We start from the raw sequence: 15,496 nt of genomic DNA, 5'->3' as shown, positions 1-15,496 counted from the left end.
AGGCGACCGCATTACACGCCGGAGCACACCTCCGTGCGGTCGCGCCCCACCCGCGCGATCCTCTCCCTGACGACCGACGCCAAACACGACGATCGACACCAGACACCACGACCGACCCCAAACACAGGGAGCCGCCGTCATGCGAAAGATTGTTCTGGTTATGTCCATGTCCCTCGACGGCTACATGGAGGGCCCGAACCACGAGCTCGACTGGGCGCTGGTCGACGACGAACTGCACACGCACTTCAATGACCTGCTCAGGGGCATGGGCGCCTTCATCGAAGGGCGCGTCACCTATGAGTTGATGGCCGACTTCTGGCCCACGGCCGACCGGGACCCCAACCTCCCCCGTCCCATGGCCGACTTCGCCGCGATCTGGCGCACCATGCCGAAGCTGGTGTTCTCCCGGACCCTCCAGCGGGCCGACTGGCACTCGACGATCGTCCGGGACGTCGTGCCCGACGACATCAGGGCACTCAAGGCACAGGAGGGTGGCGACCTGGTCCTCGGCGGGGTGAGCCTCGCCGGTGAGTTCCTGCGGCACGACCTGGTCGACGAGTTCAGGCTCTACGTCCACCCGGTGCTCATCGGCCGCGGCAGGCCCGCCTTCACCCAGTACGAGGCCATGCGGCTCACCCCGCTGCGCCTGATCGAGACCCACACCTTCGGCAACGGCGTCGTCCTCCTGCGCCATGCAAGGAGCGCAAAGAGCTAGCCCGCCCGCTCACGGGCGTACGCCCGCAGTGACCCCACCACCGTGTTCGTCACCGCGACCAACGGCACCGCCACCACCGCACCTCCGATCCCCGCGACCATCCCGCCCGCGGCGACGGACAGGACGACGGCCAGCGGATGGACACGGACGGCACGGCCCAGGATGAACGGCTGGAGGACGTGTCCTTCGATCTGCTGGACGGCGAGGACCACGGCCAGCGTCATGATCGCGGTGAAGACGCCCTGCGTCACCAGCGCCACCACCACCGCGAGCGCGCCGGAGACGACCGCACCCACCAGCGGGATGAACGCGAACAGGAAGATGAAGACGGCGAGGGGGACCGCCATCGGTACGTCCAGGAAATAGATACCCAGGCCGATGAAGATCGCGTCGATCAACGCCACGATCACCGTTCCGCGCACGTACGCGGTCAACGTCTGCCAGGCGCGCGGGCCCGCCGCCGCGATCCCCGGCCGGGCCGCCTCCGGCACCAGCTTCAGCGTCCACTGCCAGATCCGCTTGCCGTCGTAGAGCAGGAACAGTGTGGAGAACATCGTCAGCAGGATGCCGGTGAGCGCCTCGACGATGACGGTCACACCCTCCAGACCGGCCGAGGTGATCGTGTCCGTGTTCTCGCTGATCGCCTCACGGAGGTTCTGGGCGATATCGTTGATCTGCTTCTCGGTGACGTGGAAGGGGCTGGCGAGCAGCCAGTCGCGCAACTCGTCGATACCGTCCTGGATCTGGTCGGACAGATCGTCGATGTTCTCCATCACCTGCCAGGTGACGAACCATCCGATCAGCCCCATGACGACGAAGCCGAGGATCGCCGTGAGGGACGTGGCGAGGCCGCGCGGTACGCCGTAGCGGGTCAGCCGTGCCACCGTCGGCTGGAGCACCGCGGTGATGAGCAGGGCGGCGGTGAAGGACAGCACCAGCAGCTGTACGGAACTGATGATCCGCATCAACACCCAGACGGTGCCCGCGAGTACGAGCAGCCGCCAGCCGGCCTCGGCCGCCACCCGCATCCCCCACGGCACCGCGGACGCGGGATCGGGGCGGGAGGGGAGGACGACAGCGGGTACGGGGCCGGGTGCGGCGCCGGGGGCGGATTCCTGCGCCGACCGGTCCGACGCCTTGTCAGGGGAGTCCCCAGGGCCTACGGCGTCAGCGTCCTTGCCGCCCGCACCGTCTCCGCCCGCACCGTCTCCGCCCGCACCCTCCTCGGACTCGATCTGCGCCCGGCGCCGTTCCAACCGCTCGCCCCACCCGCTCAGCCCGGCGCCCAGCCGGCCGAGCCACCCAGGCACTCGCGACATGATCCGTCCTCTTCCCCCGTCGCCTCTGCTGCTCACCACTCCCCCCGGAGGCCGCGATTCCTCTCGGGGGCTCCGACCGTACATGGCCAAAGCCCCCCACCAAAGGACGGTGGAGGGCTCAGGAAGGTTGAGCGGCAGACGGTCGGCTCAGTACGTGGTCAGTACCACTGGTTGGCCTGCCAGAACGACCACGCGCCGCAGGGGCTGCCGTAGCGCGATTCCATGTAGTTCAGGCCCCACTTGATCTGGGTGGCCGGGTTGGTCTGCCAGTCGGCACCGGCGGACGCCATCTTGGTACCGGGAAGCGCCTGGAAGAGACCGTACGCGCCCGAGGAGGGGTTGACCGCCTTGTAGTTCCAGTCGGACTCGTGGTCCACGATGTTGCTGAAGCAGGTCCACTGGTCGCTCGCCACGACCGACTTCGCCATGGCCTGGATCTCGGCGATGGAGTACGAGCCCTGGACGGGGGTGTTGCCGAGGTTGCCGGCGGCTTTGGCCTTCGCCTCGGCCTCTTCCTTCTCCTTGCGCTCCTGCTCGGCCTTCTCCGCCGCCTTCTGCTTGTCGATCGCGTCCTGGGCCGCCTTCTTGCGGGCGGTCTCCTCGGCGTCCTTGCGGGCGCTCGCGTCGGCGGCGATGGCCTGGGCGTCGGCCTGTGCAGTCAGGGACGCGGTCTGGACCTGAGCCTGCTGGCCCACGGGTATGTCGGCGAGCAACGTGGTGTCGTTCGCGACCGCCTCGGCGTCATCCGTGGTCTGAGCGGTGCTGCCCGAGGCAACGCCGACGACACTTCCGACTGCGGTGACCGCGGTGGCCGAGGCCACTGCGAATCCCCGGACCGAAATCCGGCTCACACGGTTTCCTTCCAGCATCGCCCGCCTCGGTGACCCTGGCGGACGCAATCGTGCCCCTGGCGCTGGCCTCCCAACTGCGGGGTCACGGAGGCGCGGGCCCGGTGGGCAACTCCCTTGCGGGAGCGCCGCGTGGTGCTCGGGCGGCATACGACGACGTTATGGAGTTGACCTGGTGTTTCTGTTGTGCCGTACCGCTGGGGGTACAGGTGTGTCGTATGCGGGGCCTGACAGGAGTGAGACTCTGCCGTAACCCGACACCGCAAGGCAATTCAGTGGTGCGTGTGAAAGCTCACACCTTGCTTGGTCCAGGAGATTCCCGGAAAGCCGCACATGCCGAGGCGCCGCCCGGCTAGGCTCGTCGCCTTTGCCGAACGGCGCCTTGGGAGTTCGGTCGGATCTGGTTGGTTCGGTCGGATCTGGTTGGTTCGGTCAGATCTGGTTGGTTCGGTCAGATCTTCCTAGTTCGATTAAATCTGCCCGTCCTCCAGCATTTCGGTCACAAGGGCCGCGATCTGGGACCGTTCGGACCTCGTCAGCGTGACGTGCGCGAAGAGCGGATGGCCCTTCAGTTTCTCGACCACGGCGACGACACCGTCGTAGCGGCCGACGCGCAGGTTGTCGCGCTGGGCCACGTCATGCGTCAGAACGACGCGCGAATTCGCGCCGATCCGGGACAGAACGGTCAGCAGAACGTTTCGCTCCAGCGACTGCGCCTCGTCCACGATCACGAACGCGTCGTGCAGCGAACGGCCGCGGATGTGCGTCAGCGGGAGGACCTCCAGCATGCCGCGCGCGGTGACCTCTTCGATGACCTCACGGCTGGTGACCGCGGAGAGCGTGTCGAAGACCGCCTGCGCCCAGGGGCTCATCTTCTCGGCCTCGGAGCCGGGCAGATAGCCGAGCTCCTGCCCGCCCACCGCGTACAGCGGACGGAAGACCATCACCTTCTGGTGCTGACGGCGCTCGAGTACGGCCTCCAGGCCCGCGCAGAGCGCCAGCGCGGACTTGCCGGTGCCGGCCCGGCCGCCCATCGACACGATCCCGACGTCCGGGTCGAGCAGCAGGTCCAGCGCGATGCGCTGCTCCGCGCTGCGGCCCTTGATGCCGAAGGCCTCACGGTCGCCCCGTACGAGACGGATGTTGCCCTCGGCCGTCACCCGGCCCAGTGCCTTGCCGCGCTCCGACTGGATCATCAGACCGGTGTGCACGGGGAGGTCGCTGACCTCGGGGACATGGACCGTCCCCGCCTCGAAGAGGACGTCCACCTGCTCGCCCGGCAGGGTCACCTCGGACATCCCGGTCCAGCCGGAGGCGTCCGTGATGGCGAGCTCCGCCCGGTACTCCTCGGCGAGGAGGCCCACGGACGACGCCTTGATCCTCAGGGGCAGGTCCTTCGACACGACGGTCACGTCGTAACCCTCGGCCTGCAGGTTCCTGGCCACCGCGAGGATGCGGGAGTCGTTGTCACCCAGCCGGTAGCCGCTGGGCAGCACGCTGGGGTCCGAGTGGTTGAGCTCGACCCTGACGGTGCCGCCGAGATCCCCGATCGGGATGGGGGCGTCGAGGCGGCCGTGCCGTACCCGGAACTCGTCGAGCAGGCGCAGCGCCTGCCGGGCGAAGTAGCCGAGTTCGGGATGGTGCCTCTTGGCCTCCAGCTCCGTCACCACGACGATCGGAAGCACGACCTCGTGCTCGTCGAAGCGGTTCAGAGCGTTCGGGTCGGCCAGCAGGACGCTGGTGTCGAGGACATAAGTGCGCCGGTCTGGCTTGTGGCGCTTTGTGCTGGTCACCACGGAAGGACGTACCCCCTCGGATGAGGTCGGGGAGCGACGGGTTCGAACTGGGCCGGTCGTCGGCGCCGTTGCACGGGCCGGTGACCGGCCCTCCGCTGCTTCGTCCGTGCTGTGACCGCACGATCGGGCTGGTGCAAAGGGCCTCCCGGGCGGACGGCCCCGAGCCGCCCGCTGAGATCCGACACCCGTGGTTCGGGCGTCGACCTGACTGGCTTATGCCCTCGAACATGCGCCGCCATGCAAAGCGGTACGACGGCGCCCCGGTGAACTCCTCGTTACTTCCGTCCCGGTGGGATACCCGGGGGTTACGGAATTTCAGCCTCCGTAACGCCGGTGTCGCGCCGCGTAGTCCCGCAGGGCGCGCAGGAAGTCGACCTTCCGGAAGGCCGGCCAGAACACGTCACAGAAGTAGTACTCGGAGTGGGCGGTCTGCCAGAGCATGAATCCGGACAGCCGCTGCTCGCCGCTCGTACGGATCACCAGGTCGGGGTCGGGCTGGTCGCCGGTGTAGAGGTGGCGGCCGATCAGGTCGACGGAGACGTTCTCGGCGAGCTCCTCCATCGAGGTGCCCTTGTCCTGGGCATCGAGGAGCATCGACCGTACGGCGTCGGCGATCTCCTGGCGGCCGCCGTACCCGATGGCGACGTTGACCAGTATCCCGTCGACGCCCGCGGTGGCCTCCTCGGACTCCTTCAGGGCGGTCTGGAGCTGCCCGGGGAGCTGGTCGAGAGTGCCGACGTGGTGCACCCGCCAGCGGCCGTCGGCGGCGAGGGTGCGTACGACGTCCTCGATGATGCCGAAGAGCGGCACCAGCTCTTCCTGGGGGCGGCCGAAGTTGTCGGTCGAGAACAGCCAGAGGGTGACGACCTTCACGTCCGTCTCGGTGCACCAGCCGAGGAACTCCTCGATCTTGTGCGCCCCGGCTCGGTGTCCCTGCGCGGTGGTGGAACCCGCGGCCTTCGCCCAGCGCCGGTTGCCGTCCATGATGACGCCGATGTGCTGGGGCACCTGGGCGTGGTCGAGGTGGCCCTCGACCCTGCGTGCGTAGACCCTGACGAGCAGGCTCCGCAGTTTGTCGCGCAGGTTCACGTGAATGTCAGCCCCTCCGGTCCGGCAGCCCCTTGGTTGGCAGAGCCTACCGGGGGTTGAGGCCAAGTCCGCTTGGTTGGCAGAGCCTACCGGGGGTTGAGGTCAAGTCCGCCAAGGGGTGTACGGGGGTGGGGCGGTGGTGGCGCGGGGTTGAGGGGCGCTGCCGTGCCCTCTCCGGAGAAGGCCTCGGGGACGGGCTGTGAGCGGGCACAAAAAACGGGCCGGTCCGTGGGGGGGAGACGGACCGGCCCGAGGGGGGGCTTCCACCATAACCCTTTGTGAGTGATGCTGCGTGCATCGGCGTGCCACAACTACTCTCCGGAGTCGAACGACAGCGCGGAGGTGAGCGCGGAAGCGTTCGTTCAGGGTGTGATCGGGGGGAGATCATGGCCGGATCGCGGTGGATTCCAAGGGGAACGCGGGGAATCCTGATGGAACCATGGGGTTCGCGCATTCTTGTGCGACCGTCGAGGGCGAGGGGCGGGGGTGCCCTCGGATGGGTGAAGCGGTGTCGGAACGCGCGCTTGACGACGGGCGGGTCGGGTGGGCTTCACGGCACCGCGCAGTCCCCTCCACCGCGCGGTGCCGCCCGCGCGGCTTTGCTCACGCGAATTTCCTTGGTCTGAACCTACGTGAGGCGGCCCGCTGAAGCCAAGCCGGAGGCGGTAACGATGTGGACACCGGGACGGAGTCGGGCCTGACGGTCGCTGGGGGCAGGCGAGCGCACGGCGGATGGAGCGGCAGTTCCTGGGGGCGGATGTTCAGGGTATGACCGATTCGAGTGGTTTTCCGGGACATGGGTGGCGGGTGAGGCTGTCGGCGTGAGGTCGGCCCGCAGGTCGCCAAGTCTCCCTACCGGCGGCGCTTCAGGGACCGGAAACACCGCTCCCGCAACACAACCCCGCGCCCGGGAAGCGACGCGGGATCCCTGCCCCGTCCGGGCGAAGTGAACAGCAGCAGGGGCCGAACGCCGTCGGAACCAGCCGCGCCTCGAGGCCGGAAACCGGCTTGCACCCGACGGCTCCAAACCCGGCCGAGCACCACCGCGAGCCAACCACCCGACGTTGCCCTGGATCGTCCAGGACGACCCAGGAGACCCAAGCCGATCAGAGACGCCACGTACACCCGACCCCGCGCTTCGAGCCGCTGCCGCCGGCCGACGCCGGGCTCGCCACCCTCGTACGGCACTGTCTGCGTGCCTACGGTTCCGCGCGCGCCCGGCACTTTGCCAAGTGGGCGGCGGCACCGGGCGGCTGGGTCGAACGGCTCTTCACCTCGCTCGCCTCCGCCGGCGCGATCGAGGAGGTCGACTTCGCGGGGGAGCCCGCCTGGGCAGCGCGTACGAACGCGCCCTCGCTCGGGGCCAGGCCGGCAATCACCCCCTCATTCTGCTCGGCGGCATCGTCGCGGGCGTCTGGCATCAGAGGCGCAACGGACGCCGTACGACGGGCACGGTGGAACCGCTGGCACGGCTGACGGCCCGGCAGGAGCGGGAGCGGGAGCTGAGCGAGCGGGTGGACCGGGTCGGTGAAGTACTCGAACGCGGGCCGAGTTGGCGATCGGGAAGGTCACGGTCGGCCCCACGCCTGAGGCGGGGCCGCCTCAGGAGACCGGCTTGCGGGCCTCGAAGAGGTGACGGGAGCTGTGGGCGACAAAGGGCCCCTCGCTCTCGATCCGCTCGTGCAGGGAGCGCAGCTGGGGCAGATACGCGTCGACCGTGAACCCCGGCACCATCCAGACAACCTTCTTCAGGAAGTGCACGACCGCCCCGATGTCGAAGAACTCCATACGCAGCCGCTCGGCACGCAAGTCGACGATCTCCAGCCCCGCCGCCTCGGCACCGGCACGCTCCCGGTCCGGATGCCGGGCGTTGTGCGACTCCTCCGGCAACGGCCCGGTGAAGTGCTCGACGAGCTCGTAGGCACTGCTGGGCCCCACATGCTGGGCGAAATAGGTCCCCCCGGGCCGCAGCACCCGAGCGATCTCCACCCAGTCCGCACGCACCGGATGCCGACTGGTGACCAGATCGAACGCCCCGTCCGCGAACGGCAGCGGCGCGTCCTCCGGACTCGCGACCACCACCACGCCCCGCGGATGCAGCAGCCGGGTCGCCTTGGCGACATTCGGCGCCCACCCCTCAGTGGCGACGGTGAGCCCCGGCAGTCGAGGCGCGGAGTTGAGTACCTCCCCACCACCGGTCTGAACATCCAACGCGGCGGATGCCCGCCCCAGCCTCTCTCCCATGGCCCGCGCATACCCCCACGACGGCCGAGCCTCAGTGGCCCGCCCCTCGAACCAGGAGAAGTCCCATCCATCGGTAGGCACGGCATCGGCTTCGGACACGAACTCGTCGAACGTATGAGAGTGAGTGGCAGCCATGGCCAAAGATCTTCCCAGGGAAGAAAAGAAAGGGGCGACTGCTTTTCCAAGGCCCCACCACCGCGCCCTTCTGGGGCGCGGGGCTGTGTCGATTTGCGGCTCCGCCGCGTGGGCGCGACAAGCCACGAATCACCGGCACCCGCCATACGAACCGCACCCCCCGACCTCTCAGGCGCGGCGGGGTCGAAGGGGCGGAAGCCCCTGGGGGATGGGACGGGTATGGGCGGCGGGGCGATTCTCACTCCCCGAGAACACCCTCCGCCTCCATCACGACCCCCACCCCCCACATCACCGCCGCAACCTTGGACGCCTCCTGAACGACCTCCCGCCCCACCCCCGCCGCACGCAACACCCGCTCATGGGAATCCAGACACGCCCCACACCCATTGACCGCCGAGACCGCGAGCGCCCACAACTCGAAATCGACCCGGTCAACCCTGTGATCCCCGAGCACGTTCATCCGTAGCCCCGTCCGCAACTCCCCATACGCGTGGTCGGACAACAGATGCCGCGTCCGGAAGAAGACGTTGCTCACCGCCATGACTGCCGCCGCGGACTTCGCCGCCGTATACGCCTCGCCCGACAGCCTCGCCCGAGCCTCCGGCCCCAACTCCCGCAGCACGACGACCGACCGCGAGGCGACAGCGGTGGCCAACACCGTGCCCCACAACTGCTGCGAGGTCAGCACGGAGCCCCCGATGACGGACTCCAGATTCCGGCGGAGGTCCTGGGCGTAGTCGGGAATCGCGGACATCAAGCTGTCCAACGACATGGCGGCTCACTCCCGATTGGCGGCGACGGTGTGACGGGCTCCCGATGGTGACACACGGCGGACTGGCCGCAGCGCTCGGAGAAGCGCTGCGGCCATGGCCGGGCCCGGTCTCGGCTACTCCGTCCGCAGCCCCTCCGGCCGCATCAGCCGTATCAGCGGTGGCATGCTCAGCGCCGTGACGACGAGGACGACGCCCGCGCCGATGCCGGTCATCGCCAGTACGTTCGGCCAGTCGACGGCGACCGGGGTGCTCGTCATCTTCAGCAGGACGGCGCCCAGCGTCACACCGAAACCGAGGGCGATGATCAGGCCCAGGGCGATCGGGATCGCCGTCTGCCACAGCACCGACAGGCCCAGCGTGCGGCGCCGGGTGCCGAAGGCGACCAGGGCCGACAGGAGTTTCCTGCGTTCGCGCAGCTGCTCCAGCTGGGAGACGAGCAGACTCGCGCCGATGAGGACGAGTACGGCGGTCGCGCCGACCAGGAGGCCGGTCTGGATGGTCGTGAACTGGTCGACCTGCCTGGTCGTCCGCCACTCCCAGGTCCTGATGAGCGGGTCGATCGCCACGGCGGCGTTGCGGACCTCGTCGAGCGCGTCCGGAACCGAGGGGTCCGTGCGCACGTAGACGGTGCTGTAGAGGAAGGGTTCCGCCTTCGCGGGCAGCGCGCCGGGGGTGGCCATCAGCCCCGACACGGCGGTCCACAGCGAGTCGGTGCGCTCGGTCACCTTCTTCACCTCGCCCGGCAGCTTCCAGGCGACCTCGGCGCCCGGCGTATCACCCGAGTAGGACGGGTCGAAGTACAGCGTGCGGTTCGGCGTCGCGAGCTTCAGCGTGGTCGGGTCGTCGGGCGAGCCCATCAGGAAGACGTCCCCGTCGCGGCACGAGGAAATGTTCGCGATCTCGCGCAGCGAGACGCAGTCGCCGACGGTCACCTCGGTCACGTCCTCGGGGTCGCCGGTGGTGCCGGCGACCGTCGAGGTGGACAGGGCCGTGGCGGTGTCCGCGCCCTTGGCCTGCTTGAGCTTCTCGCCCACGGCGCTCACCGAGACGCCCTGCGGCAGGGTCAGCTCCATCTGGGCGCGGGTGGTGTCCAGCCCGGTCGACTTGGTGAAGCGGCCCTCGACCCCGGAGAACAGCATCTGCAGGGCGATCGCGCCGGCCACCGCCACCGCGATGCCGTTGACCATGCGGGCCGCCGAGCCGCTGCTCAACTGGAGCCTGCGGACGGCCAGTTGCCAGGAGACGGCGCCGGAGCCCAGCCGGGCGACGAACGCCTCGACGACCCAGGGCAGCAGCGCGGTGATGCCGAAGAGCAGCAGGACGACGCCGCCGATGACCATGTACTCGTTGAACTCCCCGTTCTCCGAGCCCTGGCCGATCATCGGGTAGAGCAGGGCGAGCCCGGCGAGCGGCAGCAGCAGCCGCCACCAGAGCCGGCGCCGCGCGGGCTTGGCCGTGCGGACCACACCGAGCGGTTCGATGACGACGCCGCGCAGCGCGAACAGGGTGACGGCGACGGCCGCCGCCGGGACCGCGAGCGCGACCAGCAGCGCGAGGACGGGGGAGGGGTTGAGGTAGCTCGGGAAGACGCTGACGTTGAGCACCTGGACGGAGCCCGCGATCTCCCTGCCGATCAGGAAGAACACGGTGCCGAAGACCAGCCCCAGCACGGCCCCGGCGAGCGCCTCGCCCGCCGCGATCCGGCGGGTCATACGGCTGTCGGAGCCGACCAGCCTGAGCGCCGCCAGCCTGCGGTCGCGCCGCTCACCGCCGAACCGTACGGCCGTGGCGATGAAGACGGCCACCGGCATCAGCAGCACCGTGAAGACCACCAGGGTGAGCAGGATCAGGATCGGGTCCATCCGTTCCTCGGGCTGCTCGAACGGGGGCCCGAACTTCTCGATCCGGGCCACGACCGAGCCGTCGATCCGCTCGGCGAGCCCCGTGGCGCCCGCGAAGTAGGCGAGCTCCTTGGGGCCGACCAGCCCGGCCTCACCGATGGTGCCGACCGTCTCGTACGGCAGCCGGTCGCGCAGCAGCTTCCCCTCGTCGGACTTCAGCAGTTCGGCGAGGGCGGGGGAGACGACCATCTCGCCCGGCCCGGGGAACTTCCTCAGTCCCGGCGGCAGCGGCGCGTTCGCCCCCTCGGGCTGCACCAGCCGTCCCCGTATCTCCCGGTACCTGTACTCGGTGTCCGTGTCCGCGACGACCAGGCTCTTGTCGGTCGGCTTGGACTTCATGTTGTCGTCGGGATACACGGTGCCCACGTCCTGCCGGGCGGCGCTGCGGGACTCCCGGGTGGCCAGCGCGTTCGGTATGGCCGTGGTGAGCAGCAGCAGCGCCACGCCCAGGCCGACGCCGACGGCGGTGAGCAGGGCCCGTACCCAGCCCTCCCGGCCCCCGGTGAAGGTGAACCGGACCCCCATGGCCAGGTCGCGGTACCACTGGCGGACGACGGGAGAGCTCATACGACGCGCTCCATGTCCCGTGACTTGCCGTCCCGTACGACGATTTCGCGGTCGGAGTACGCGGCCACCCGCGCCTCGTGCGTGACCAGGACGACGGCGGCGTTGGTGGACCGGGCCGCCTCGGTGAGCAGTTCCATCACGCGCTCGCCGTTGAGGGAGTCCAGCGCGCCGGTGGGCTCGTCCGCGAACAGCACCCGAGGGCTGGTGACCAGCGCCCGGGACACGGCGACCCGCTGGCCCTGGCCGCCGGAGATCTCACCGGGCCGCTTGCGGGCGAGGTCGTCGACCTCCAGGCGCTGCATCCAGCCGAGGGCGGTCTTCTCGGCCTCCTTGCGAGAGGTGCCGTTCAGCCGCAGCGGCAGCGCCACGTTCTCCACGCAGGTCAGCTCGGGCACGAGCTGGCCGAACTGGAAGACGAACCCGAAATCGCTGCGGCGGAGCGCGCTGCGCTCGGTGTCGCTCATGGTGGCCATCTCGCGGCCGTTGTAGGTGATCGAGCCCGAGTCGGGCGGCACGATGCCGGCGAGGCAGTGCAGCAACGTGGACTTGCCGGAGCCGGAGGGGCCCATCACCGCGACGACCTCGCCGGGGTGGATGGAGAACTCGGCGCCGTCCAGCGCGGTCGTCGGACCGTACGCCTTGCGCAGGTCGGTCGCGATGAGCAGGGAACCAGCGGGTGTCATCACTTGGTCACCACCTCGGCCAGCTTGCCCAGTCGGGCGGCGGTCAGCTCCAGCCATCGCAGGTCGGCCTCCAGATGGAACAGGGCGTGGTCGCAGATCAGCTGATCGGCGAGATCGCCCTTGCGCTTGCGGTCGGTGAGGATGCGCATCATGCGCAGGTGCTCGGAGCGCTGACTGTCGAGGATGTCGGCCGCGTTCCGGTGGGTGAGCAGGGCGAGGACGACCTTCGTGTAGAGGGTCGACTGCAGATACGGCTCGGGCTTCTCGGGGGTCGCGAGCCACCGCTGGACATCGGTGATGCCCGCCTCGGTGATCGCGTACCGCTTCCGCTCGGGCCCGCCGCCGGGCTCGATGCCGTCGACCTCGACGAGGCCGTTCTTCAGCAGCCTCGACATCGTCGAGTAGACCTGGCCGTAGTGCAGCGGCCGGTCGTGACCGAACTTCTCGTCGAAGGCCCGCTTCAGGTCGTAACCGTGTCGGGGCCCGGACTCCAGGAGTCCCAGGAGTGTGTGACCGATGGACATGAGCACGACTGTACACACGAGGTATACACCTTGCGTATACGTGCCGTGTATAGGTCGTCGCCGGGGGTGGAAAGGGTGCTGGTCGGAGCCGATTGTCACGATTCTGTTACCGGGACCGCCGGCAACAAGTGGGTCTGGTGGGGCAACCATCGGCCCTGTTGGAACGTCCGTTCCGGTGGGATGAGGTGCGTGATGACGCGCACTCGTGCGCATTGTCACGCCGAATCGGGCCGTATGGGCTCCACCCGGCCACAGCGCTCGGTGTTAGCTTGCTGAGCCGACCGGCGACACCTGAGTGACGTACGAGACGCACACAGATGTACGAGACGCGGCACGAGACGTAGTGACGAGCAGTACGAGACGAGCAGAGGCGGAGCGGACCGGAGCCATGGGACGAGCGGAAGAAAGACGAGCGCGGCAGCGTGGCGGTCGCCGCGCGGCGCCCAAGCGCTCGTCCGGGGGCGCGACAGCGGCAGGGACGACGGTCATAGGCTCGCCCGAGGGCGGTGGCGGTGGCGTTGGCGGTGGCGGTGGCCGCGCGGCTGCCAGGGCCGCCGCCAGGGGCGCGGGAAAGAACGGCAAGAAGCAGCAGAGCCTCCTGCGCCGCCTCTTCACCTGGAAGAAGATCCTCGGCACGTTCTTCGGTGTCTGCCTGCTCGCCATGGGTGCCTTCACCGTGCTCTACCTGATGATCGAAGTCCCCGCGGGAGGTAACCCCGAGGCGACCCAGGAGAGCAACGTCTACAAGTACAGCAACGGCAAGATCCTCGCCCGATCCGGCACGACCAACCGTGAGATCGTCGAACTCAAGGACATCGACAAGCCCATCCAACGGACCTTCGTCGCCGCCGAGAACAAGACCTTCTTCACGGACCCCGGCGTCGACTTCAAGGGCATGACCCGCGGTCTGATCAACACCCTGTCCGGCAAGGGCAAGCAGGGCGGCTCGACGATCACCCAGCAGTACGTCAAGAACTACTACCTGACGTCGGACCAGACGGTGACCCGCAAGCTCAAGGAGCTGGTCATCTCCCTGAAGCTGGAACGCAACGAGTCCAAGGACTACATCCTCGCGGGTTACATCAACACCAGCTACTACGGCCGCGGCGCCTGGGGCATCCAGGCCGCCGCCCAGGCGTACTACGGCGTCGACGCCAAGGACCTCAACGTCGAACAGGGCGCCTACCTCGCCGCGCTGCTCCAGGCCCCCAGCCAGTACGACCTGTCCACCGCCACCGAGACCGGCAGGAAGCTGGTCACGAACCGCTGGAACTACGTGCTGGACAACATGGTCGAGATGAAGTGGCTGGACGCCTCGGAGCGCGAGGGCATGAAGCTCCCCAAGCCGAAGGACCCCCAGGGCGCGCCCGACATGGAGGGCCAGAACGGCTACCTGGTGAACGCCGCCAACAGCGAACTGGCCAAGCAGCTCGTCGCCGGCGACAGGGCGCCGGACTTGGAAGAAGCCAAGGCGCTCATCGAGAAGGGCGGCTGGACCGTCACGCTGAACATCGACCCGAAGAAGCAGACCGCGCTGGAGAAGGCCGTCAAGGAGCAGCTCACCAGCAAGCTCGACCCGAAGAAGCGCAAGGTCGACAAGCACATCCAGGCCGGAGCCGTCTCGGTCGACCCGAAGACGGGCAAGGTCATCGCCATGTACGGCGGCGTCGACTACTTCAAGCATTACCAGAGCAACGCCACCCGCCGGGACTACCAGCCCGCCTCCACCTTCAAGCCGGTCGTGCTCGCCGCCGCCGTCGACGAGGGCGCCGAGACCCAGGACGGCGAGCCGATCACCGCGAGCACCGTCTACGACGGTGACAGCAGGAACGAGGTCGTCGACAACGGCTCCAAGGTCGGTTTCGCGCCACCGAACGAGGACAACGTCGACTACGGCGATGTCACCGTGCAGACCGCCATGAACAAGTCCATCAACTCCGTCTTCGCTCAGATGGGCGTCGACGTCGGGATGGAGAAGGTCATGGAGGTCGCGGAGAAGCTCGGCATGGACACCGAGGGCATGGAGGCGGTGCCCGCCCAGACCCTCGGCTCCATGGGCGCCAGCCCGCTGGAGATGGCCGGCATCTACGCCACCCTCGACAACCACGGCAAGAAGGTCACCCCGACGATCGTCGCCTCGGCGACACACCGGGAGGGCGAGGTCCAGTTCCCTGACCCGATCGGCGAACAGGTCATCAGCCCGGAGGCCGCCGACACGGTCACCTCGGTCCTCACCGGCGTGGTCGACGACGGTACGGCCAAGACCTCCGTCCGCGACAACCCCGCCCGTGACGGGCAGCAGGTCGCCGGCAAGACGGGTACCTCCGACGAGAACCGCTCCGCCTGGTTCACCGGCTTCACCCCGAACCTCGTCACCTCCGTCGGCCTCTTCGGCGAGGACATGGACAGCGGCGGCAAGCAGGTCTCGATGTACAAGGCGCTCGGCGAACCCCGTATCAACGGCGGTGGCTTCCCCGCCCGGATCTGGGCCGACTACACCTTCGGAGTGATGGGCAAGGTCACGAAGTTCGACCTGGACACCACCCAGGGCGCCGCGGTGGCCCCCACCGAGTCCCCCACCCCGACCTTCACCCCGTCGGCGACCCCGTCCGAGACCCCCTCCGAGACCCCCACCACCGAGGAACCGACGTCGGCCCCCCCGACGACCCCGGAGGAAACCCCGGAAACCACTCCGGAGGAAACCCCGGAAACCACTCCGGAGGAGACCCCCACGGGTGGCGAGGGCGACGTTGAACTACCGACAGACCCGAACGACCCACAGGCGGACGGGTAAGAAACATGAGCGAAGGGCGCCCGGTTCCCACCGGGCGCCCTCCGTTTTTGCTTTTAGGGGCGCGGGGCTGTGTACATTTGCGGCTCCGCCGCGTGGGCGCGACCAGCC

11 protein-coding genes and 1 pseudogene are annotated in these 15,496 nt (G+C 68.7%); 3 read left to right on the top strand and 9 right to left on the bottom strand.

What is annotated here, in order from left to right; all coding sequences use genetic code 11:
* Positions 1–139 precede the first annotated feature (139 nt).
* Complete coding sequence (locus CES90_RS26505; protein WP_189784721.1) at positions 140–715, top strand: dihydrofolate reductase family protein; 576 nt, start codon at positions 140–142, stop codon at positions 713–715.
* Here CES90_RS26505 and CES90_RS26500 read toward each other — a convergent pair.
* The 4 genes from CES90_RS26500 to CES90_RS26485 form a co-directional block, all read right to left on the bottom strand.
* The gene (locus CES90_RS26500) at positions 712–2,034 is read right to left on the bottom strand and encodes an AI-2E family transporter (protein ID WP_189784720.1); all 1,323 of its coding nucleotides are present in this window, start codon (positions 2,032–2,034) and stop codon (positions 712–714) included. The genes CES90_RS26505 and CES90_RS26500 overlap by 4 nt on opposite strands.
* A 158-nt stretch (positions 2,035–2,192) precedes the next feature.
* Positions 2,193–2,903: an aggregation-promoting factor C-terminal-like domain-containing protein gene (locus CES90_RS26495; protein WP_189784719.1), complete on the bottom strand. Its 711-nt coding sequence runs from the start codon at positions 2,901–2,903 to the stop codon at positions 2,193–2,195.
* Between the two features lie 449 nt (positions 2,904–3,352).
* Positions 3,353–4,678: a PhoH family protein gene (locus tag CES90_RS26490; RefSeq protein ID WP_189784718.1), complete on the bottom strand. Its 1,326-nt coding sequence runs from the start codon at positions 4,676–4,678 to the stop codon at positions 3,353–3,355.
* Between the two features lie 315 nt (positions 4,679–4,993).
* The gene (locus tag CES90_RS26485) at positions 4,994–5,767 is read right to left on the bottom strand and encodes an isoprenyl transferase (protein ID WP_189784717.1); all 774 of its coding nucleotides are present in this window, start codon (positions 5,765–5,767) and stop codon (positions 4,994–4,996) included.
* A 1,096-nt stretch (positions 5,768–6,863) separates the two neighbouring features.
* Between CES90_RS26485 and CES90_RS26480 the strand changes: the two are divergent.
* Positions 6,864–7,403, top strand: a pseudogene (locus tag CES90_RS26480) (DNA glycosylase AlkZ-like family protein); the annotation flags it as partial.
* Here CES90_RS26480 and CES90_RS26475 read toward each other — a convergent pair.
* From CES90_RS26475 to CES90_RS26455, 5 genes are all read right to left on the bottom strand, one after another.
* The gene (locus tag CES90_RS26475) at positions 7,370–8,146 is read right to left on the bottom strand and encodes a class I SAM-dependent methyltransferase (protein ID WP_189784716.1); all 777 of its coding nucleotides are present in this window, start codon (positions 8,144–8,146) and stop codon (positions 7,370–7,372) included. The pseudogene CES90_RS26480 and the gene CES90_RS26475 overlap by 34 nt on opposite strands.
* A 238-nt stretch (positions 8,147–8,384) precedes the next feature.
* Positions 8,385–8,918, bottom strand: a complete 534-nt coding sequence (locus CES90_RS26470; RefSeq protein ID WP_189784715.1) for a carboxymuconolactone decarboxylase family protein — start codon at positions 8,916–8,918, stop codon at positions 8,385–8,387.
* 114 nt (positions 8,919–9,032) lie between these two features.
* The gene (locus CES90_RS26465) at positions 9,033–11,387 is read right to left on the bottom strand and encodes an ABC transporter permease (protein ID WP_189784714.1); all 2,355 of its coding nucleotides are present in this window, start codon (positions 11,385–11,387) and stop codon (positions 9,033–9,035) included.
* Positions 11,384–12,070, bottom strand: coding sequence for an ABC transporter ATP-binding protein (locus tag CES90_RS26460; RefSeq protein WP_189784773.1), 687 nt, complete (start codon positions 12,068–12,070; stop codon positions 11,384–11,386). Before CES90_RS26460 ends, CES90_RS26465 begins: the two co-directional genes overlap by 4 nt.
* Positions 12,070–12,594, bottom strand: a complete 525-nt coding sequence (locus CES90_RS26455) for a PadR family transcriptional regulator (RefSeq protein ID WP_189784713.1) — start codon at positions 12,592–12,594, stop codon at positions 12,070–12,072. The genes CES90_RS26460 and CES90_RS26455 overlap by 1 nt, the downstream gene beginning before the upstream one ends.
* A 388-nt stretch (positions 12,595–12,982) precedes the next feature.
* Between CES90_RS26455 and CES90_RS26450 the strand changes: the two genes are divergently transcribed.
* Positions 12,983–15,388, top strand: coding sequence for a transglycosylase domain-containing protein (locus tag CES90_RS26450; RefSeq protein WP_189784712.1), 2,406 nt, complete (start codon positions 12,983–12,985; stop codon positions 15,386–15,388).
* The last annotated feature ends 108 nt before the right edge of the window (positions 15,389–15,496 follow it).

Origin of the sequence: Streptomyces capitiformicae (assembly GCF_002214185.1) — a bacterium.
Classification (GTDB): Bacteria; Actinomycetota; Actinomycetes; order Streptomycetales; family Streptomycetaceae; genus Streptomyces; species Streptomyces capitiformicae.
Note: the sequence above shows the minus strand (reverse complement) of the source record. Positions and strands in the feature narration are given on the sequence as shown.